The sequence below is a fragment of the Agrobacterium tumefaciens genome (assembly GCF_017726655.1).
Lineage (GTDB): Bacteria > Pseudomonadota > Alphaproteobacteria > Rhizobiales > Rhizobiaceae > Agrobacterium > Agrobacterium tumefaciens_B.
In genome coordinates, this window is sequence record NZ_CP072308.1 from 738,249 (window position 1) to 757,633 (window position 19,385).

A 19,385-nucleotide genomic window follows, 5' to 3' on the forward strand; every position below is an offset into this window, starting at 1 on the left:
GATCAAGTTCCTGATCGCGGAATAACTCGTTCACGGCGCAGACGCGCCGTGGCCGGATGCCGGATTTAGTCGGGCATGACGAGAGAGGTGTTTTTCCTCATTCCACAGGACCATAGGCATTTCGCTCCGGCCAGGGCCAGCCTTCAAGCACCGCCATATCCGGCCGGAATATTTCCACCTTCAGCGGATAACAGGCCGCCGTGTCGCTTGAATGCGTGGTGCTGCAGTCGCCGCCGGGACACGCGGAAAGCGCGCCGATGAGGTCGATTTCCGCGAAGAACTCGAGATAGTCACCCGGACGTACCGGGCTCGCTTTCATGAAATACTGGTGGGTATCACGGGTGAAACCGGTGCACATGAAGACATTTAACACGTCATGAACATGCGGCTCCGCCTGCCGGAAGGAAAGGCCTTTGGCGGAAGCAAGCGCGTTCGTCAGGTTCGAATGGCAGCAATGGTGATAATCGCCCCCGCTCAACAACTTGTTGGTATAGGGATCGCAGCGGGTGCCGATCACGTCATGCACACCGCCGCCATCCTCGTCGAAGCCATACCATGACAGCGTATCATGGGTGATGGTCGCCATTGGCCGTAGCGACGGCAGGTTGCTCCACAGCCGGTTGCCAACGGAAAGATGGGTGGCATGCAGCGCGCGCGTTTTGCCGCTGAAAAAACGCTCATTGAGGTCATTCGCATTCCACAGGTTCAAATCACCGACCTGCGGGCCTTCGACGCTGACGATACGAAAAAAATGCCCTCTCGGGACAGTAAAGGTGCGGCCGTCACGCGGCGGCACGATGACTTCATCCACCTTCTCCATGCCCTGCTTTGCCTGCGCAAGACGCGCAAGGTCAGGCACCTCAAGCGTGCCGTTGGGATAGACGACAACGGGACGGACAGCCCGGCGCGTGGCGGCGTCGGCGGGTTCGGCAGGCAGGGTGGTCATGAAATCCTCTGAGCGATAAAAAGTTGGACACGAAATTGCGTCAGGAACAGCGGCATGACAAGACGGGTTTTTCTTGCGCTCAGGCCAAGTCTGGCTTAGCCTCGACCGTTATGAAGCTGCCGCCGATTTCCACCCTCCGCGCTTTCGAAGCAGCGGCCAGAAGAACGAGTTTTTCTCTGGCCGGCCAGGAGCTTGGCATGACGGCGACTGCTGTCAGCCAGCATGTGCGCAATCTGGAGGCCTGGCTTGGCGTGGCGCTGTTTGAGCGGCATGCCAGGGGCGTGAGACTTACGCAGGCCGGTCAGGAGTTCGGCGCGACGGTTTCGAGCGGATTGAGGCAAATCGCGGCTGGTGCCGCCCGGCTGCGCCAAGGCCAGGACTACAAAACGGTTCGCTTGGCGAGCCTGCCCTCCGTTGTCGCGCATTTTCTGACCCCGCGGCTACCGCGCTTCCGGGCACTTTTTCCAGACATCCAGGTGTCGATCAGTTATTCTGGAGCCCAGCACGCGATAGAACCCGACCTCACCATTGTTCATGGACCGGCTCCCCAAAAAAACGCCGTCGCTCTGTTCAGCGCGGAAACCCGGCCCACAGGTGCTCCAAGCTACGTCGCACGGTTTGGTCCCTTCAATGCCGTTTCCGACCTGGGGGGAGCGGAATTGCTGCACGACGAGTCTGAGGCCGCTTGGCAGACATGGCTTGCTCTCGACGGCATACCCCTGCCCGCCAATGCCGGTCCCGTTTTCGCGGATTTCAATCTGCTTGTGACCGCCCTCAAAGCCGGACAGGGAATTGGCCTTTGTCCAACCGCCCTTCTCCACGACGAAATCGCGAGCGGGGAACTGACGGTGCTTTTCGATAGAGCTGCCGGCGAGGATAGGCATTATTGGCTCAGCCGTGCAGACGATCTGGCTGCGCCGGCAAAAATTCTCGCGGACTGGCTTGTTGCGGAAGCGCTTGACAGCCCAGCGTGACTACTCCGCCGCAACAACCTCTGTTGGCGCGGCTTCCAAAGCGCCATTGCGCTCTCGCGCCGACAACCAAGCCAGCAGCTTTCCCGACGTGGGACATATAATCGCAAAGGCGATAAGGCCGCCGAAGATGTCTGAAAGATGATGTCCGCCCTGCACCAGAACGGCCGGTAGCATCAAGATATTCAGAACCAGAATCACCGCTATCATCACAGCGTGCCGCGGTACAAACCAGACGCACATCGCAGCAATGAAGGTGTGGAACGATGGAAAACTGATCAGGCCAAGGACGTTCCGTGGCGAGATGAATTCGACGCCCTCCGTTGCCAACCGGGCGACCTCACGCGCATATGTCATATCCAATGCAATCGGTATCGTCCCGGCAATCCAAGCTGGCAAATCCTGATAGGCAGGCGCTCCAAAGGTAGGGAAAAACATCCAGAACACAATGCTGGCGGATGCTCCCATGACGCCGGTCAGCAGAAAATGCTGCAGTTGATGATCCTTACCGCTGAACCCGAGGACAATGATGATTACCAGAATCTGAGGTAGGGACGTCGCGTAGACGGCGAACAGGGCCCCTCCAATCCCTCGATATGTCGCAGCCCACTCGACGAATCCCGCCCAATTGTATCCCAACATTGCGTCCGCGCCGATAAGCGCCTGATCGATGGCCGGGAACGAGAGTGGGAGGATGGCATAATTGAAAACCGAGGCGGCGAGCGTGAACAAGATGAACAATCCGCCTGCAATGAGGGCAGATGCAATACGCAGATCGCGCGCGCTTATGCGGTAGAATTGGCCAAGGACAAAAACCCCCGCACCGGCGAGAACGCATACGAGATACCCGGCATAGTCGACGCGAATACCTTTGGCTGCAATCAACGCTGCATCAATGAGAAATAATAAGATGATGAAGCCAACTATAAAACGCTCTGCCGCAAAGAGTCGCATCGAATTGCCGTTCCTGTTCCAACTTTCGACAAGCTAAGGGAACGGCTTTAATATTCGGATAAGCGCGTTAGAATCCAAGCACGAACAAACCACCCGCCAACAGCACGATCGGGACCGCGACGCCGACGATGACGCGTTGGCCGGCAGCCAGAAAGGCAATAAAGCCGAGTACTGCAGCACCGATGCGCAGCCACATCGGCGAGGACTCAAGCGTTCCCGTCGGAAAAACGATCAGTTTGGCGGTGACGGCCATGACGAGGGCGGTTGCGACCGCCCTCACCCAATAAAGCGCCTCGGAATCTTCCTTCAGCCGATTGCCTGCAAGCACGCCGAGCCAGCGCCAGATATCGGTCGCGAGCCAGCCTGCGATGGCGATGAAAAGATAGGGTGCCCACCAATGGTCAGTCATCATGGTTCCCCTTCCGGCGACGTCGGTTTGATCTTGCGGCGGAAAACCAGACGGTCGATCACATAGGCCAATGTTCCGCCGCCGATGCCGGCATAGAGAATGTCGAATTCCGGGGCGATCACAGCAAAGGCGGGACCGGCGATAACGCCGATGACAAAGGCGACCTTGACGACCGAGTGACGCGCCGAGGCCCAGATGGACGCGATAAAATAGACGGGCGTCAGGAAGAACAGGACCCCAGCAACCAGCGGCGGAAATGCGGCGACGACACCGTAGCAAAGGCCTACGATAATCGCGTTGACCACGGTGAGCGTGATACCGAAACCGGCAAACCAAGCAGCGCGGCCCTCACGGGGCACCTTCGAGAGGTTCTGCGTCGCGAAGACCCAGGCTGTGATCGCAACGAAGTGGGAGAGAAACAGCAAGATCCAGGTCGGCGTCTTTGCGCCGCGCATCTCGGGAACGATGGAGGCAACCATCGGCATCATGCGGACAGATGACAAAGTCACCGCCAGAAAGCACGCAGCGAGATTGGCGCCGCCAACCATGGAGCCGATCAGGATCATCTTGGCGGGCAATGCCCAGATGAACAGCGTCATGAAGACGGCCTCGCCGCGGGCCACGCCCGATTCCATTGCAAAAGCGCTGAAACCGACGAAGGATGTCATGAGAATAAGGGAGGGCAGCGAGAAGATGCCCCGCATTCCCCTGAAAAACCAGCCGCGCAATGGGATGGTTTGGCTGTCGGCATTTTGCATTGCGAACCCACTCGTGCATGTCGTCTGAAAACGCCGTGGCGTCGGGGCGACGTCATACTGGATGAAATATGAAACTATGCCCTCAATGCCAGAAAGAGCGGCACGCTTCATGCATAAAAATGCCGGGCTTTCGCCCGGCATCTCCTCATCGATCAAAGACCGTGATTACTTCTTCTTCGGCACCTTGGGTACCGCATTGGTCTTGCGCCGCGGCTTGTCGGCGTCGTCGGACTTATCGGCTTCGGCGACGAGAACATCCGCCTCTTCCTTGGCTTTGGCTGCCTTGGAGGAGGTTTTCGACTTTGCCTTGCCGGGGGACTTCGCCGCCTTCAGCTCGGCTTCCGGCTGCGGCTTGACAGGTGCGGTCTCCGGCAGAACCTCGAGTATGAGGCCATCGGCACCGTCATCCTTCTTGCCGACGGTGACGCTGACGACGCCGCCCTTCTTCAGCTTGCCAAAGAGGATTTCATTGGCGAGCGGCTTCTTGATGTTCTCCTGGATCACGCGAGACAGCGGGCGAGCGCCCATCTTTTCGTCGTAACCCTTCTCCGCCAGCCAGGAGATCGCATCTTCATGCAGATCGAAGGTGACGTTGCGCTCGGAGAGCTGGGTTTCCAGCTGCATGACGAACTTCTGCACGACCTTGTGGATAACGGCGGTCGGCAGCGGCGAGAACGGAATGATCGCATCCAGACGGTTGCGGAACTCCGGTGTGAACAGGCGGTTGATCGCCTCTTCATCTTCACCGGTGCGGCGCGAAGAACCGAAACCGATGGCGGACTTCGCCATTTCGGAGGCACCGGCATTCGTCGTCATGATGAGGATGACGTTGCGGAAGTCGATCTTCTTGCCGTTATGGTCGGTCAGCGAGCCGTGGTCCATCACCTGCAACAGAATGTTGTAGATGTCGGGATGCGCCTTTTCGATTTCGTCCAGCAGCACCACGGAATGCGGATGCTGATCGACGCCATCGGTCAGGAGACCGCCCTGATCGAAGCCGACATAGCCGGGAGGTGCGCCAAGCAGGCGCGACACGGTATGACGCTCCATGTACTCCGACATGTCGAAGCGCAGCATCTCGACGCCGAGCGAAGCGGCAAGCTGCTTGGCCACTTCCGTCTTGCCCACGCCCGTCGGGCCGGAGAAGACATAGGAGCCGATCGGCTTGTTCGGTTCGCGCAAGCCCGCACGGGCTAGCTTGATGGCCGTAGCCAATGCCTCGATGGCGATGTCCTGCCCGTAAACGACCGAGCGCAGTTCCTTTTCGAGGTTGGCGAGAACCATCTCGTCATCCTTGGAAACCGTCTTCGCGGGAATACGGGCCATCGTCGCGATGGTAGCCTCGATTTCCCGTTCGGTGATCAGCTTGCGGCGCTTGGACGCCGGCAGCAGCATCTGCGCCGCACCGGTTTCATCGATCACGTCAATCGCCTTGTCCGGCAGCTTGCGGTCGGAAATATAGCGGGCCGACAGCTCGACGGCAGCCTTGATCGCCTCATTGGAATATCTGAGGTGATGGTAATCTTCGAAATAGGGCTTCAGGCCCTTCATGATCGCGATCGCATCATCGATCGACGGCTCGTTGACGTCGATCTTCTGGAAGCGACGCACGAGTGCGCGATCCTTTTCGAAGAACTGGCGATACTCCTTATAGGTGGTCGAGCCGATGCAACGGATTGCACCCGACGAAAGCGCAGGCTTCAGCAGGTTAGACGCATCCATCGCGCCGCCGGAAGTCGCGCCCGCACCGATGACGGTGTGGATTTCATCGATAAACAGAACCGCGCCCGGAAACTCTTCGAGTTCCTTGACGACCTGCTTCAGACGCTCCTCGAAATCACCACGATAACGGGTGCCGGCCAGCAGCGTGCCCATGTCGAGAGAGAAGATCGTGTCGTTGGCGAGCGCCTCCGGCACCTTGCCTTCGACGATGCGCTTGGCGAGACCCTCGGCGATCGCTGTCTTGCCGACACCCGGATCACCCACATAAAGCGGATTGTTCTTGGAGCGGCGGCAGAGGATCTGGATGGTGCGGTTGACCTCGTCGTGACGACCGATCAAGGGATCGATCTTGCCGTTCTTGGCTTTCTCGTTGAGGTTGACGCAATAAGCCTTCAGCGCATCCTGCTGCTTCTTGGCGGACGATCCGTCCTCTTCCGGATTACTCCGGTTCGGCTTGTTCTCGCTTTCCGGTTCGTCAGCGCCGCGCGGCGTGCGCGTCTGAGACGTGCCGGGGCGCTTGCCAATGCCGTGGGAGATGTAGTTGACCGCGTCGTAACGGGTCATTTCCTGCTCCTGCAGGAAATAGGCGGCATGGCTCTCGCGCTCGGCAAAGATTGCCACAAGCACGTTTGCGCCGGTCACTTCCTCACGACCCGACGACTGAACATGGATCACGGCGCGCTGAATGACGCGCTGGAAGCCGGATGTGGGTTTGGAATCCTCGTCGTAACCGGTGACAAGGTTGGTCAGTTCATTGTCAACATAATCGTTGACAGTCTTGCGAAGCGCATCGAGATCGACATTGCAGGCGCCCATGACGGCTGCGGCATCCGCGTCGTCGATCAGCGCCAGAAGGAGATGTTCGAGCGTCGCATATTCGTGGTGACGCTCATTTGCAAAGGTCAGTGCCTGGTGCAGCGCCTTCTCGAGACTCGGGGAAAAAGTTGGCACGTTGCGATCCTCATTTCTTTTCCATGACGCACTGCAGCGGATGCTGGTGCTGTCGGGCGAAATCCATGACCTGGCTTACTTTCGTCTCTGCGACCTCATATGTAAACACCCCGCATTCGCCGACGCCGTGCTGGTGCACGTGCAGCATGATGCGCGTCGCCGCTTCGCGATCCTTCTGGAAGAAACGCTCCAGAATATGAATAACGAATTCCATGGGAGTGTAGTCGTCATTCAGTAAAAGAACACGGTACAAATTCGGTCTTTTCGTCTTCGGCTTAACGCGGGTGATAACAGACGTTCCGCGGTTGGTACCGCCCCCGTCTTCCCCTTCGCCCTCGCCCTGCATGTAGATCGGCTTAGCGATCATCTTTCATCATTCTCCAAACTGTTCTCAAACCGACAGCTGATTGCCAGGAGGGAGAACTTCGCCTCTCCATATCTAGGTCGTTAAAATGCGATTTTAAGCCCCTTGCGCTAGCGTGCAATCACTATTGCGTTTGCGAAGCGGCGAAACATCATGAAAAGTGCGGATAGAGCCCAGCCCGGGCAAGGCACGACGCCCAGCCTTGGTGTCGGCAGGCATTTCTGCAGTGGGTTGACGCGGTAGAGCGACGACAGGACAGACGAATCTGCGCCGCCCGTGCTCCCTACTCCTTGTCGTCCAGCATCTCGCGAACGGCGATGGCGAGTTGCTTCAGCGAGAAGGGTTTCGGCAGGAAACCGAACTTGGCGTCTGCCGGCAGGTTTTTGGCAAAAGCATCTTCGGCGTAACCGGATACGAAGATGAATTTCAGATCCGGGTAGGACTTGCGCAGCTCTCTCAGAAGCGACGGGCCATCCATTTCCGGCATGACAACGTCTGAGACGACAATATCAACCTTGCCTTCCAGTTCCTCCATCACCTCCAGCGCCTCTGTGCCGGAGCCTGCCTCGTGCACGGTGTAGCCGCGCGTTTCCAGCATGCGCTTGCCGCCGCGCCGCACCGCCTCCTCGTCTTCGACGAGAAGCACGACGGCGGATTTGCCGGTGAGGTCGAGCGGTTCTTCCTTTGCGGGTTCCGCCGCCACGACAGGCGCGAGTGCGGCCTCACCCACTTGCTGGCCGCTCACCTGAACGGCCTCGACAACATGGCGTGGCAGGTAGATGCGGAAGGCCGTTCCCTTGCCAACTTCCGATTCGGGATAGATGTAGCCGCCCGACTGCTTGACAATGCCATAGACCATCGACAAGCCGAGGCCCGTGCCCTTGCCCACTTCCTTGGTGGTGAAGAAGGGTTCGAAGATCTTGTCCATGATCTCCGGCGGGATGCCCGTCCCGTTATCGGCAACTTCCACCATCACCATGTCTTCGGCCGGGAATTCGGGACGGCCGAGCGCACCGATCTCTTTTGCGTCGACATTGCGCGTCCTGATGGTGATCTTGCCGCCATCGGGCATGGCGTCGCGCGCATTGACACAGAGATTGATGAGCACCTGCTCGAATTGCGACAGGTCTGTCTTCACCGGCCACAGATCCCGGCCGTAATCGACCTCCAGCTTGACATTGGTGCCCGAAATCAAACGGTCGACCAGCATCCGCAAATCGCCGATGACGTCGGTCAGGTTGAGGATTGCCGGGCGCATGGTCTGCTTGCGCGAGAATGCCAGAAGCTGGCGTACCAGCACGGCGGCGCGGTTGGCATTGCGCTTGATCTCCATGAGATCGGCAAAGCTCGGATCGGCCGGACGCGCCTGCAGCAGCAGATGGTCCGACGACAGCAGGATCGCGGTCAGCACGTTGTTGAAGTCGTGGGCGATGCCGCCCGCGAGCGTGCCCACCGCATTCATCTTCTGCGTCTGCGCCATCTGGGTTTCGAGCGCCTTCTGCTCAGTCACCTCAATGGCGTAGACGATTGCCACCTCTTCCGGCGCCTCGTCGTCCTGATCGATGACGGCGTTGACGTAGAATCGGAAATGCCTCGTCTCATCGCTTGGATGGCGGGAATCGAAGGGCGCGATATCGCCCTGGCGATCCTTGGCTTCGGCGAGCGCCTGCTCCAGCCGCGGCTTCTCATTGTCATGTAGAACAGTTTCAAGCGCGACGCCGCGGTCGATATCGTCACGCCCGACGACGCCGGAAAACAGCTTGAGGAAAGGCGCATTGATGCGCAGGATTCGGCCTTCCCCATCGAGTGAGGCGATTGCCATCGGTGTATTGTTGAAAAAGCGTGTGAAGCGCATGGCGGACGAGGATTCGGTATCCTCCTGTCCCTTGGGCCGCATCAGCACGATCGTCCGGCTCTCGCCCGGGGCTCCATCCTTGGCGGTGACCTGATGCACGAGGCGCGCGGGCATGCTCTGGCCATTGACGCGACGCATGTCGAGGTCGAGAATTTCGGTGCGCTTGGCAGCACCCTGCGGATGAACGGATTCGATGAGGGCCATGCCTTCGCCGGCCACGATGTCGGAGATCGTCATCGAGCCCGGCGAAAACTGTGCAAGATCAATGCCCAGCCATTCCGAGAGCGTGGCATTGAGATAAACGATCTCGCCCTTGCGTCCCGCGGAAAAGAACCCAGCCGGTGCGTGGTCGAGATAATCGATGGCGTTCTGCAACTCGCGGAAAAAGCGCTCCTGATCCTCGCGCTCAGGGGTAATATCGGCGATCTGGAAAACGTGCAGCCCCTCGCCGCCCGCATCTTTCAGCACGCGGCCCTTCAACCGGTACCAATGTGGACCCTGATTGGAATCCTCCCCCAGCGGCTTCAGCAATCGGAACTCTTCGTAGCCGTCGCGGCCTTCGCGCAGAACGTTGATCAGCCGGTAAAGGGCCTCCGTCGATTCGCGACTGCGCGACAACAGTGTCTCGAGGCTCTGTATGTCGCTTGCCTTGGTGGTGCCGCTCATCCGGCAATAGGTTGCATTGGCGTAGACCATATGCCCCTTGGCATCGGTGATCAGCGTGCCTTCGGGGTGGGCGGAGAGGAACCGGCGCGCAAGGCCATCTGACTGCGACTGCGGCATGACTTCGATGAAGCCGATGATCGACGACACCAGAAAGAAAATGCCCATCATGGCCAGCACACCAAGAATGCCGAGCACGATTTCGTTTTCCAGCGAATCCTTGAAGTAGACGAAAGCGGCCGCAGCAGCGATCAGGACGACAGCGAGAAGCAGAATACGCAGCACCGTGCCGGAACGGGCGCGCCTGTCCACCAGCGGAAGGTCGTTGTCGCTTGTCTCGCGCACCCGTGTCATCTTGGCCTCGCAGTCGTGCAGGTCGTCATTCGGTCGGCCTTATTCCTCGACGGAATCGGGCAGCAGAATTTCTTGTAGCAACTCGCTTGACCTGCAAAAAGCTCCGCCAAGACACAAAGGCCTAAAAACGCACAGCGAAAACACCTGATCCGCCTGAAAAACCGGTGAATTTACGGCTTCGTACACACGAGCGGCTTGATCTGGCACTGAATCCGCGGCGCAGAGCAGGAAATTTCTCCCTGCGAGACAGTGCAGACGGAGCAACCATCGGTGAAATCGATACAGGAGGGGTTTTCCTGTACGAATTGCTTCATCGTCTTTGACGTTTGGGCACTATCGTCCTCTGCCCTCACAGTCGATGGCCCTACGAGAACGAAGGCCAGGGCGAGTGTCGAATAAATCCTAGAAAATCGATTATAGAGCAACACAGCAAACAATTGGCAGACCCTTGGGCTTGAAATTGCAACCTTCGGTGTCGCTGAGCATTGAAAGCCAGGATGTGGCGCTTTCGTGGCGGGTATTCGGCTGGATTGACTAAACTGTGGGGCGGCGGGAAGAAAGCTTGTATCTTCCCTTAAAAAATCGTCTTTTCCTGCTCGACGTTCACATTATGAGAACCGCGGCAATATTAATTGCTCGAAAAAAGTCTGAAGGGATGATGTCCATGATGGATGATTTTATCGGCACCTATGGAAACAATCTCATTGTCGCCGTGGTCGGTGTTGGCGTGGCGCTGCTCATTCTGGCGATCGTGCTGTGGCTCATTCGGCGCCGCAGCGGTTCGGCCCCGTTCATCCGGGGCGGCCGCAACCGTCAGCCGCGCCTCCAGGTTCTCGACGCAACGGCCGTCGATGCGCGACGCCGCCTGGTTCTGGTGCGGCGCGACAATGTGGAACATCTGGTGATGATCGGCGGCCCGACGGACATCGTGATCGAGAGCGGCATTGGCGCCATTCCTATTGTCAGGGATGTGCAGGAGCCGGAATTGAAGGCGCTGCCGCGCCAGGAGAGCGAAGCAAAGAAGGGCGAAGCCATTATCCAGCAGGAGCGCCGGGCATCTCTGCCGCAGCAGGCGGCGACCGCTTCCGTCTCGATCCCGGAAGAACCCGCAAGGCAGACACAGCGGCCGGAGCCTATCGCGCCTTCCGCTCCCCCCGCGCCTGCGCCGCGCCCCGCACCGGTCGTGGCAACACCTGCGCCCGCGTCGCCACGGCCCTCGACGCCGCCTCAGCCGCAGCCGCAACTTCAGCCTCAGTCAATTCCGTCCGTGACAGCGCGTCAACCGGCCCCGCCAGTAAAGCAGGCATCCCCAGAACGGGAGGCCCCGCGGCCCACGCCGCCGCCAATCCCGGTCGTCGCGCCGACCGCCGCGATCCTGCCGATGGCAGCCGCACCCGTGGAAACGCCAGCGGCGAGGACCGAACCCGCCCGCGTCGATCCTTTTGTATCGACCCCGGCCCCCATTGCGCCGCCAGTCGCGGCCTCCCCCAAAGTTGAGCCGAAGCTGGATCAACCGACAGCTGAACCCGCGCCACCCGTGTTCGCAGCGCGTGAACCGGTGGTCGATCAGTCCATCGCTGCCGATTTCCTCGATGCGGCCCGGGATCGGGTTCTGCCAGACCTGAAGTCTGCCCAACCGCCATCCCCGGCGCCTTTCCCGCCCAAACCCGAGACCCCGGCTGTGGCTCCGAGCGGCCCGGAGCCTAAATTTTCCGACGAGCTCGCCAGCGATTTCGAAAGCTTCCTCGAGGCTGAGATCGCCAAAAGTAAGGAGGCGGAAAACGAACCCTCCGCTTCCCTCGCCGCGGAGAAGCCGGTCAAGAACCAGCCCGCGCCAGCGCCCGTTACGGGTGCAGTTGCTGAAGGCGACATGCAGAAGGAAATGGCGCGTATCTTCGGAGAGCTCTCCGTCACGCGCGACCGGTGACGACAGCGGGTCTATCACTCAGACACGAAAACGAGAAAGGGCACGGAAGCGAGTTCCGTGCCCTTTTGTCTGTCTTCTTATTCACCAAGGCAACAAGGCGTCGCCTTATTCGTCGCGATAAACCTTTTCGCGGCGCTCGTGACGTTCCTGCGCTTCGATGGAAAGCGTGGCAATCGGACGCGCATCCAGACGTTTGAGGCCGATAGGCTCGCCCGTTTCCTCACAGTAGCCGTAGGTGCCGTCTTCGATCCGCTGAAGGGCTGCATCGATCTTGGAGATCAGCTTGCGCTGACGATCACGGGCGCGAAGCTCGATCGCCCGGTCTGTCTCGGAAGAGGCCCGATCGGCGAGATCGGGATGGTTGGCGCTTTCTTCGGCGAGATGTCCGAGCGTCTCGCGCGCTTCTCTCAGGATATCGTTTTTCCAGGCTATGAGCTTCGCGCGGAAGTAGGCGCGCTGGCTGGCATTCATGAACTCTTCGTCTTCCGAGAGCACATATTTGCTAAGATCGATCTTCTCACTCAACGCGATTCTCCTCGAAGAACATCTCAATGCGGCGGTGTATACTCCAATGATAGTGGCCGGTTCAAGTGTACAGATCAGTTTTCGGGCATTTTTAAAACTGACACAAAAATCATCTAAATGACTAATTTTTATCCTTTATTCGTATTGAAGCGATCTCTTCTTCAATCACTTCAGCGCGACTTACCAGCAGGAAAGGGGACTTGCGGTCCGGCAACCCTATCCTGTAGCATTCAGTCACCACCCTGCCACTCGAAAGCCGGTCCCGCCCTTGACAGCATCTTCCCCGAGCCGCGTTTATCTTCTGCGCCACGCCAAGGCCGCCTGGGCCGCCCCGGGGGAGCGGGATTTCGACCGGGGATTGAACGATGCCGGTTTTGCCGAGGCGGAGGTCATTGCGGACCTTGCTGCCGACAGGCATTACCGCCCCGATCTCCTCCTCTCCTCCACCGCCACGCGCTGCCGGCAGACGACGCAGGCATGGCAACGGGCCTTCAATGAGGGCATCGATATTTCCTACATCGATGAGATGTATAACGCGCACAGCGAAACCTATCTGTCGCTGATAGCCGCGCAGGCGGAAGCCCGATCAGTGATGCTGGTGGGCCACAATCCGACCATGGAGGCGACGCTGGAAGCGATGATCGGCGAGGACCTGCTGCACGCCGCCCTGCCCTCGGGCTTTCCAACATCGGGTCTTGCAGTTCTCGACCATGATGACAGCCTTGCGAACGGTAGAGATCGCTGGTGGCTCGTCGATTTTCTCGCTCCAGGAAAATAATCTTCAAAGATTTTTGGAGGAATTCCACCAAGCCGCCCGCTGAAAATCGGTTGGGACGCTTCTTTTTTGGGCAGGCGCACCTCCCTATATTGCAGCCGTGACCGATAAACACAGCCAGGAAATTGCCATTGTCGCCTTCCTTTACGTCCCTGACAGACAGCGCGCTGATCGCTTTCGATAATCTGGCCGACCGTGCAAGCAACCTCACCCATCCCACATTGCGGCTTGGCGTCACCGGCCTTTCGCGCGCGGGAAAGACGGTTTTCATCTCGTCCCTCGTCCATAATCTCCTGAATGGCGGTCGGCTGCCGCTGTTCGAGGCCATCCGCTCTGGACGCGTGTCGAATGTGCGGCTTGAACCGCAGCCGGACGACGCAATCCCGCGCTTTCAATATGAAGATCACATTCAGGCGCTCGTCCGCGACAGGCTGTGGCCGGATTCGACCCGCGCTATATCGGAATTACGGATCACGCTCGATTACCAGAGCGCCAGTGGCTGGGGTCGCTGGTTTTCCGCCGGAAAGCTGTCCATCGATATCGTCGATTACCCCGGCGAATGGCTGCTTGACCTGCCGCTGCTTTCCCAGGATTACAAGCAGTTCAGCGATGCGACCGTTGCCCTTGCGCAAAGTGGCATCCGCGCCGAACTGGCGCAGGAATGGCTGGCAATCGCTTCCTCGCTGGATATCAATGCACCTGCTGATGAAATGACGGCCAGGCGGCTGGCGGAAAGTTTCGCAGCCTATTTGAAGGCCTGTAAATCCGACGAAAGATCGCTTTCCACGCTGCCGCCCGGGCGCTTTCTGATGCCGGGCGATCTCGAGGGATCGCCAGCGCTAACATTTGCACCCCTGCCGGGCCTCACTGACGAAAAAGCACCGAAGGGCTCGCTGCGTGCGATGATGGAGCGGCGCTACGACGCTTACAAATCGATCGTCGTCAAACCCTTCTTCCGCGAACATTTCGCCCGCCTCGACCGGCAAATCGTTCTGATCGACACGTTGCAGGCCGTCAATCGCGGCCCGGAGGCCGTACAGGATCTGGAACGGGCGCTGGGCGACGTGCTTGCCTGTTTCCGCCCCGGCACCAACAGCCTGCTCTCCTCCCTGATCGGCAGGCGTATCGACAAGGTGCTGATTGCAGCCACCAAGGCCGACCATCTGCACCATGAAAGCCACGACCGGCTGGAGCGCCTGACCCGCCGCCTGGTGGATCGCGCCATCACCACCATCGGCATGAACGGCGCCGGTATCGAGGTCATGGCGCTCGCCTCCGTGCGCGCCACCAGAGAGGCGAGCGTACGGCAGGACGGCCACGAACTTCCCGTCATCGTCGGCACGCCGATGGCCGGCGAAACCATCAATGGCGAAACGTTCGACGGCAATCGCAAAACGGCGATCTTTCCCGGCGACCTGCCCGACGATCCGGAACCGCTGTTCCGCAGCATCGACCGGGATGGAGACAAGGCCTCGCTGCCGGACGTGAATGTCGTGCGCTTCCGGCCGCCCAACATTGACGAGCCGGGCAGCGGCGGCATCCGGCTTTCCGTTCCCCATATCAGGCTCGACCGCGCCATGCAGTTCCTGTTCGGAGACAAGCTCGCATGAAGGCTCCCACTCAAAACGATCCGCAGACACGCCGCCCGGCTGCTTTCACGCTCGAGACAGAGGACACGGCGAGCAAGCCCGCTGCGCAAAAACGTTCGCCGCGAAGCTTCGACGCCGAGGTTTCCCTGACACGGGACGAGGACGATCCGTTTCTGGCGCCCGAGGATATCGACGCCGCCGCGCTTCCGGTCGCGACTCCGAAGAAAAGCCGCTTTTCCTTCGGCAAAGTGGCGCTCGGCGCATTGGGGGTGCTTTTCTCGCTCGCCTTCGGACTATGGGCGGATCAGCTTATTCGCAATCTGTTTTCGCGGTCCGACTGGCTGGGTTATACGGCGACGGTGTCGCTTCTCGTTGCGCTTGCTGCGATTCTCGCCCTCGTCGGGCGCGAAGTCTTTGGCATCATGCGGCTCAATGCGGTGCAATCCCTTAAGGCAGATGCCGAGACAGCCAGCCTTGAGAAAAGCGCCAAGCCCGCGCGCGCCATCGTCACACGGCTCAATGCTGTGCTTTCGCACCGTGCGGAAACCTCCAAGGGGCGTGCAGCGCTGAAGGACACGGAAAATGACGTCATCGATGGCCCGCATCTGATCGAACTTGCCGAACGGGAATTGCTCGTTCCGCTCGACCGTCAGGCACGGGCCCTTATTCTCAATTCATCCAAACGCGTGTCCGTCGTCACAGCGGTCAGCCCGCGAGCGGTTGTCGATCTTGCTTATGTATTGTTCGAAGTCACACGCCTCGTCCGCGCCATGGCGGAGCTCTATGGCGGACGGCCGGGAACGCTTGGAATGCTGAGGCTGCTTCGGGATGTCGTTGCGCATCTTGCCGTTACGGGCTCCATTGCCGTCGGCGACGGGCTCGCCCAGCAGGTTCTCGGCCATGGTCTCGCCACGAAACTCTCCGCCCGTCTGGGTGAAGGCGTCATCAACGGGCTGATGACGGCACGAATCGGTATTGCCGCCATGGATCTTTGCCGACCCCTGCCATTCCGGGCGGTGAAGCGGCCAGGGATCGGCGATTTCATGTCTGACCTCACACCCGATTTAAGCGGCGGAAAAAGCGGTGATAAAGCCTGATTTTCGGGCCTTTGATCTCCCAAAAAGGTTACGGACAAATCCGCAAATTAGCTCGAAATAAACCAAGCATTAACCATTCCGCCGCTAGATTGAAGCCTATCGCACAGGCTTCTTCGCCGGGGAAAGTATCATGTATTCGCGCTTCTTTTCGCTTATGGGCGGACTTGCCGCCATATTGTCCGTCAGTGGCGGCTTCGGTCTGTCTGACGTCCATGCCGCACCGCGCGATCGTGACGACGTGTTCTTTCGCTCGGTGGCTGGCGTCTGGAAAGGCCCGGGCGAAATCGTTGCCGGCAAGTACAAGGGCACCAAGTTCACCTGCGACCTGACGGGCGAGCCACTCGACGACAAGCAGACCGGCATCAAACTCGGCGGCACCTGCCGCGTCGGCGTTTTCAGCCAGCCCATGTCTGCCGTCATCAGCCAGAAGGGCAACAGCTACGAGGGCAAGTTTCTCGATGGCGCTGGCGGCAAGGGGCTCGACATCACCTCTGGTCAGGTGAGCGGTGACAAGGTCGTCGTCGGCATCAACCGCGCCAAGCTGAACGGCGCGATGGTTGCACGCGTGTCGAACGACAATTCGATGAATATCACCATTTCGGTCAAGGTCGCAGACCAGATGATCCCCGTCATCGGCGTGACGCTGGCGCGTGATATCGATCAGATCGCCGTCGGCTCTATCAAGCCGTAAAAGCCATCATTTTCTCAGCTGTCGCCAAACGGGAGTGTCCACCACTCCCGTTTTTTGTTTGCGCGGACAATGCCATTTACATCTGCTTGCTGCAGCCATTCGCTGACAGGCTTTCCCTTGACGCTGAGATCAGGCGCGATGTCGGCGAGCGGCAGCAGCACGAAAGCGCGGTCAGTCATGCGCGGATGCGGCACTTCAAGGCTTTCCGTAACGACAGACTCATTACCGTAGGTGAGCACGTCGATGTCGATGGTGCGCGGTCCCCAGCGCTCCGTCCGCACCCGCTTCATGCCCTTTTCGATATCGAGGCAGAGTTGCAAAAGCGCGGGCGGCGTCAACCCGGTCTCGACCAAAGCGCAGCAATTGAAAAAGTCCGCCTGATCCGTCTTGCCCCATGGCGGGGTACGGTAGAGGTCGGAAACGGCAAGCAAATGGCAATCGGCATGCGCATCGAGTTCGCGCAGTGCTCTCGCCATCGCGGCGGCTGGATCGCCGATATTGCCGCCAAGACCCAGTGCGGCCACCGTCATCGTCTCAGGCACGATGTTCAACGCTCACCTGGGCGTAATCGAGAATGCCGGGAACGGGCGCAGAGGGTTTACGCACGGTGATCTTGAGCCAGACGATCTGCGGGTAGCGCGCGCGCAGCGCCTTGGCGATATCGTTCGCCAAGGCCTCGATCAGGTAACGGCGCTGTCCCACGACAATCTTTTCGATGACGGCGAAAGCCACGCCGTAATCGACAGTGTTTTCGATATCGTCCGTTTCCAGCGCATCGCCCGCTTCGACTTCCATCTCGGCATCCACGAAAAAGCGCTGGCCCAGCACCTCTTCCTGCTCGAGGAGACCATGACGGGCGAAAAAGGAACAGTTTTTCAGGATGATGGTATAGCGGCTCATCGCATCGCCTCCATGGCAGGACTGTTTTGCAGCAACATCGTCCCATCTTCGGGGGACGGCATTCCCGCACTCGTTAAACTAGGCATCGGCCTTTGCAGTGGTTTTGGCAAGGACCGCATCGGCAATTGCCAGGGCATCACGCGTCGCGGCGACATTGTGCACGCGGAAAACGGCAGCGCCGGCCAGCCTTAGCACGACCGTTGTCGCTGCCGTTCCGATATCGCGATCCGCAGCGGAATCCCGGCCCGTCAGCGACCCGATGAAACGCTTCCGCGACGTGCCGGCCAGAACCGGCAGCCCGAACGCCGAGAGTTCACCGAAGCGCGCCATCAGTGCGACATTCTCTTCCTCGTCCTTCGCGAAGCCAAATCCCGGATCAAGCACGACGGCCTCGCGGCTGATGCCGGCATTATCAGCGATCTCAAGCGATCGGTCGAGAAATTCGAACTGATCCTTGATGACGTCGGCAAGCTTCTGCCTGTCGCGGCCGGTATGCATGATGCAGACGCCGGCGCGAAACGCGGCAACAACGCCGGCCATGTCAGGATCTTTCTGCAGCCCGAAGACATCGTTGACGATATGCGCGCCCGCTGCGATCGCCAGCCTTGCCGTTGAGGCGCGATACGTGTCGATGGAAATCAGCGCATCCGTCTCGCGACGCAATTTTTCGATGACGGGCAGGACGCGGTCCTGCTCTTCGGCTTCCGTCACCGCCGCTGCACCCGGACGGGTTGATTCGCCGCCGATATCGATGATGTCAGCGCCCTCCTCCACGCAGGTCAGCGCATGGGAAAAGGCCGCATCGATGGCGAGATAACGGCCGCCATCGGAAAAGGAATCAGGGGTGGCGTTCACGATGGCCATAATACGGCCACGCCCATCAAGTTTCAGGGAGCGGCCATGGGCCGCTTGCCAGGCGTTGCTGCCGACTGTTATCACGTAACACGCGCCTTTCGGGAATAACGGAGTGTTATGCCAATTCTTATAAGTTCCACTCCGCCTATGCAGCAAACCTTTTTCAAGTTCAACCGGAAGGCCGGGTCATGACCAAATCATCACGTGCTCTTTGCGCCGCAATGGCGGTCGTAGCAGCGCTTTCCCTCCCCGGACCGGCTTTTTCCGATACCATCGTCCGCAAGACCTATTCCTATTTCTCGATCGGCGGCAAGACGGCGGCCGATCTCGATCAACAGCTATCCAAACACGGTCCGCTGACCCGCAATACCGGCGCACGTCATCCCGGCGCGACGGAAATCAAATTCGGTGGCGAACTGACCTATGTCGAGAAGAACGGCCTTTGCAGCGTCGGCACGGCGAAGGTTCTCCTGAACACGCGCATTCTGCTGCCGCAGTGGAAGAACCGCCGCCGCACCACGGCGGAACTCGCCTTCATCTGGGATACGCTGCTTGCAGACATCAAGCGCCACGAGGAGCGTCACGCGGAAATTGCCCGCTACTATGCCCGCTCTCTCGAACGGCAGCTGACGTCGCTCCGGCCGCAAAAGAGCTGCGAAACTCTGCAGGGCATGGTCGGCAAGATCACCCAGACCGTCATGGACGAGCATGACAAGGACCAGATGCGGTTCGACATGGTGGAGTCGAAGAACTTCGATGCGCGCATGACCCGGCTTCTGAAGAACCGGTTGGCCCAGGGTCAGACGCGCCGCTGAACAGCCCCAGGCAGTCCCATTTATCACCCTGAGTGATGGGGCATGACGTTACGTCATGTCCTATCTCACCCGTGAATTCTCGCCATGGTGCGGGCGCCAAGACTCATTGTACGTTCTTCGTACGGTATAGGACCTTGCAGCCAGGCGGCCTCGGGGACATGCCGCCTCCGGTTCTCCCGGTACGCACTTGAGGGCTCGCAGGTGTTTCCTCCCTCGCCTGCATGCTGCGTACCCGCCTCGCCCCGCTCCCCGCTACCAGGTGAG

The 19,385-nt window shown here is 59.5% G+C and carries 18 protein-coding genes; 7 read left to right on the forward strand and 11 right to left on the reverse strand.

From position 1 onward, the window contains the following. Nucleotides 1–97: 97 nt before the first annotated feature. Nucleotides 98–946 carry an urea carboxylase-associated family protein gene (locus AT6N2_RS03745; protein ID WP_209088578.1) on the reverse strand — a complete coding sequence of 283 codons (849 nt, stop codon included), beginning with the start codon at nucleotides 944–946 and terminating at the stop codon, nucleotides 98–100. Between the two features lie 110 nt (nucleotides 947–1,056). Here AT6N2_RS03745 and AT6N2_RS03750 point away from each other — a divergent pair, with 110 nt between their 5' ends. Continuing rightward, nucleotides 1,057–1,920 carry a LysR family transcriptional regulator gene (locus AT6N2_RS03750; protein WP_209088582.1) on the forward strand — a complete coding sequence of 288 codons (864 nt, stop codon included), beginning with the start codon at nucleotides 1,057–1,059 and terminating at the stop codon, nucleotides 1,918–1,920. Here AT6N2_RS03750 and AT6N2_RS03755 read toward each other — a convergent pair whose 3' ends face one another. The 6 genes from AT6N2_RS03755 to cckA all read right to left on the reverse strand — a co-directional run bounded on the left by AT6N2_RS03755 (nucleotide 1,921) and on the right by cckA (nucleotide 9,947). Then, complete coding sequence (locus tag AT6N2_RS03755; protein ID WP_209088586.1) at nucleotides 1,921–2,871, reverse strand: phosphatase PAP2 family protein; 951 nt, start codon at nucleotides 2,869–2,871, stop codon at nucleotides 1,921–1,923. A gap of 67 nt (nucleotides 2,872–2,938) precedes the next feature. Further along, the gene (locus AT6N2_RS03760; RefSeq protein WP_209088589.1) at nucleotides 2,939–3,283 is read right to left on the reverse strand and encodes an AzlD domain-containing protein; all 345 of its coding nucleotides are present in this window, start codon (nucleotides 3,281–3,283) and stop codon (nucleotides 2,939–2,941) included. Then, the gene (locus AT6N2_RS03765) at nucleotides 3,280–4,038 is read right to left on the reverse strand and encodes an AzlC family ABC transporter permease (protein ID WP_209088592.1); all 759 of its coding nucleotides are present in this window, start codon (nucleotides 4,036–4,038) and stop codon (nucleotides 3,280–3,282) included. Before AT6N2_RS03765 ends, AT6N2_RS03760 begins: the two co-directional genes overlap by 4 nt. A gap of 165 nt (nucleotides 4,039–4,203) precedes the next feature. Next, nucleotides 4,204–6,711, reverse strand: coding sequence for an ATP-dependent Clp protease ATP-binding subunit ClpA (gene clpA, locus AT6N2_RS03770; protein WP_209088595.1), 2,508 nt, complete (start codon nucleotides 6,709–6,711; stop codon nucleotides 4,204–4,206). A 10-nt stretch (nucleotides 6,712–6,721) separates the two neighbouring features. After that, on the reverse strand, nucleotides 6,722–7,078 hold the full coding sequence (gene clpS, locus AT6N2_RS03775; RefSeq protein ID WP_003502541.1) for an ATP-dependent Clp protease adapter ClpS: 357 nt from the start codon (nucleotides 7,076–7,078) through the stop codon (nucleotides 6,722–6,724). Between the two features lie 280 nt (nucleotides 7,079–7,358). Beyond that, on the reverse strand, nucleotides 7,359–9,947 hold the full coding sequence (gene cckA, locus AT6N2_RS03780; RefSeq protein WP_209088598.1) for a cell cycle histidine kinase CckA: 2,589 nt from the start codon (nucleotides 9,945–9,947) through the stop codon (nucleotides 7,359–7,361). Nucleotides 9,948–10,602: 655 nt separating this feature from the next. Here cckA and AT6N2_RS03785 point away from each other — a divergent pair. After that, nucleotides 10,603–11,874 (forward strand): flagellar biosynthetic protein FliO, encoded by a 1,272-nt coding sequence (locus AT6N2_RS03785; RefSeq protein ID WP_209088601.1) that lies wholly within the window; start codon nucleotides 10,603–10,605, stop codon nucleotides 11,872–11,874. Nucleotides 11,875–11,979: 105 nt separating this feature from the next. On the opposite strand, the gene dksA is transcribed toward AT6N2_RS03785, so the two are convergent. Beyond that, entirely contained in the window at nucleotides 11,980–12,399 is a 420-nt protein-coding gene (dksA, locus tag AT6N2_RS03790; RefSeq protein ID WP_063951129.1) for an RNA polymerase-binding protein DksA, read from the reverse strand. A 268-nt stretch (nucleotides 12,400–12,667) separates the two neighbouring features. Here dksA and AT6N2_RS03795 point away from each other — a divergent pair, with 268 nt between their 5' ends. The 4 genes from AT6N2_RS03795 to AT6N2_RS03810 all read left to right on the forward strand — a co-directional run bounded on the left by AT6N2_RS03795 (nucleotide 12,668) and on the right by AT6N2_RS03810 (nucleotide 16,551). Beyond that, nucleotides 12,668–13,177, forward strand: coding sequence for a SixA phosphatase family protein (locus AT6N2_RS03795; protein ID WP_209088603.1), 510 nt, complete (start codon nucleotides 12,668–12,670; stop codon nucleotides 13,175–13,177). 128 nt (nucleotides 13,178–13,305) lie between these two features. Beyond that, nucleotides 13,306–14,784 carry a YcjX family protein gene (locus AT6N2_RS03800; RefSeq protein ID WP_144574575.1) on the forward strand — a complete coding sequence of 493 codons (1,479 nt, stop codon included), beginning with the start codon at nucleotides 13,306–13,308 and terminating at the stop codon, nucleotides 14,782–14,784. After that, nucleotides 14,781–15,860, forward strand: a complete 1,080-nt coding sequence (locus AT6N2_RS03805; protein WP_209088606.1) for a YcjF family protein — start codon at nucleotides 14,781–14,783, stop codon at nucleotides 15,858–15,860. Before AT6N2_RS03800 ends, AT6N2_RS03805 begins: the two co-directional genes overlap by 4 nt. 130 nt (nucleotides 15,861–15,990) lie before the next feature. After that, the gene (locus AT6N2_RS03810; protein WP_063951132.1) at nucleotides 15,991–16,551 is read left to right on the forward strand and encodes a hypothetical protein; all 561 of its coding nucleotides are present in this window, start codon (nucleotides 15,991–15,993) and stop codon (nucleotides 16,549–16,551) included. Between the two features lie 14 nt (nucleotides 16,552–16,565). Here the strand turns inward: AT6N2_RS03810 and folK are convergent, their stop codons facing one another. The 3 genes from folK to folP form a co-directional block, all read right to left on the reverse strand. After that, complete coding sequence (gene folK / locus AT6N2_RS03815) at nucleotides 16,566–17,081, reverse strand: 2-amino-4-hydroxy-6-hydroxymethyldihydropteridine diphosphokinase (RefSeq protein WP_209089608.1); 516 nt, start codon at nucleotides 17,079–17,081, stop codon at nucleotides 16,566–16,568. A 4-nt stretch (nucleotides 17,082–17,085) separates the two neighbouring features. After that, complete coding sequence (folB, locus tag AT6N2_RS03820) at nucleotides 17,086–17,451, reverse strand: dihydroneopterin aldolase (RefSeq protein WP_063951134.1); 366 nt, start codon at nucleotides 17,449–17,451, stop codon at nucleotides 17,086–17,088. A 78-nt stretch (nucleotides 17,452–17,529) separates the two neighbouring features. Next, nucleotides 17,530–18,315, reverse strand: coding sequence for a dihydropteroate synthase (gene folP / locus AT6N2_RS03825; RefSeq protein ID WP_144576309.1), 786 nt, complete (start codon nucleotides 18,313–18,315; stop codon nucleotides 17,530–17,532). Nucleotides 18,316–18,494: 179 nt separating this feature from the next. Between folP and AT6N2_RS03830 the strand changes: the two genes are divergently transcribed. Continuing rightward, on the forward strand, nucleotides 18,495–19,121 hold the full coding sequence (locus AT6N2_RS03830) for a DUF922 domain-containing Zn-dependent protease (protein WP_209088609.1): 627 nt from the start codon (nucleotides 18,495–18,497) through the stop codon (nucleotides 19,119–19,121). The last annotated feature ends 264 nt before the right edge of the window (nucleotides 19,122–19,385 follow it).

What these genes read in the sequence shown, in the direction of transcription:
- AT6N2_RS03745 (WP_209088578.1), bottom strand. Translation starts at nt 946, where the DNA reads ATGACCACCCTGCCTGCCGAACCCGCCGACGCCGCCACGCGCCGGGCT.
- folK (WP_209089608.1), bottom strand. Translation starts at nt 17,081, where the DNA reads ATGACGGTGGCCGCACTGGGTCTTGGCGGCAATATCGGCGATCCAGCC.
- AT6N2_RS03785 (WP_209088601.1), top strand. Translation starts at nt 10,603, where the DNA reads ATGATGTCCATGATGGATGATTTTATCGGCACCTATGGAAACAATCTC.
- AT6N2_RS03760 (WP_209088589.1), bottom strand. Translation starts at nt 3,283, where the DNA reads ATGATGACTGACCATTGGTGGGCACCCTATCTTTTCATCGCCATCGCA.
- AT6N2_RS03750 (WP_209088582.1), top strand. Translation starts at nt 1,057, where the DNA reads ATGAAGCTGCCGCCGATTTCCACCCTCCGCGCTTTCGAAGCAGCGGCC.
- AT6N2_RS03805 (WP_209088606.1), top strand. Translation starts at nt 14,781, where the DNA reads ATGAAGGCTCCCACTCAAAACGATCCGCAGACACGCCGCCCGGCTGCT.
- AT6N2_RS03830 (WP_209088609.1), top strand. Translation starts at nt 18,495, where the DNA reads ATGACCAAATCATCACGTGCTCTTTGCGCCGCAATGGCGGTCGTAGCA.
- folB (WP_063951134.1), bottom strand. Translation starts at nt 17,451, where the DNA reads ATGAGCCGCTATACCATCATCCTGAAAAACTGTTCCTTTTTCGCCCGT.
- AT6N2_RS03810 (WP_063951132.1), top strand. Translation starts at nt 15,991, where the DNA reads ATGTATTCGCGCTTCTTTTCGCTTATGGGCGGACTTGCCGCCATATTG.
- clpS (WP_003502541.1), bottom strand. Translation starts at nt 7,078, where the DNA reads ATGATCGCTAAGCCGATCTACATGCAGGGCGAGGGCGAAGGGGAAGAC.
- AT6N2_RS03765 (WP_209088592.1), bottom strand. Translation starts at nt 4,038, where the DNA reads ATGCAAAATGCCGACAGCCAAACCATCCCATTGCGCGGCTGGTTTTTC.
- AT6N2_RS03755 (WP_209088586.1), bottom strand. Translation starts at nt 2,871, where the DNA reads ATGCGACTCTTTGCGGCAGAGCGTTTTATAGTTGGCTTCATCATCTTA.
- cckA (WP_209088598.1), bottom strand. Translation starts at nt 9,947, where the DNA reads ATGACACGGGTGCGCGAGACAAGCGACAACGACCTTCCGCTGGTGGAC.
- folP (WP_144576309.1), bottom strand. Translation starts at nt 18,315, where the DNA reads ATGGCCATCGTGAACGCCACCCCTGATTCCTTTTCCGATGGCGGCCGT.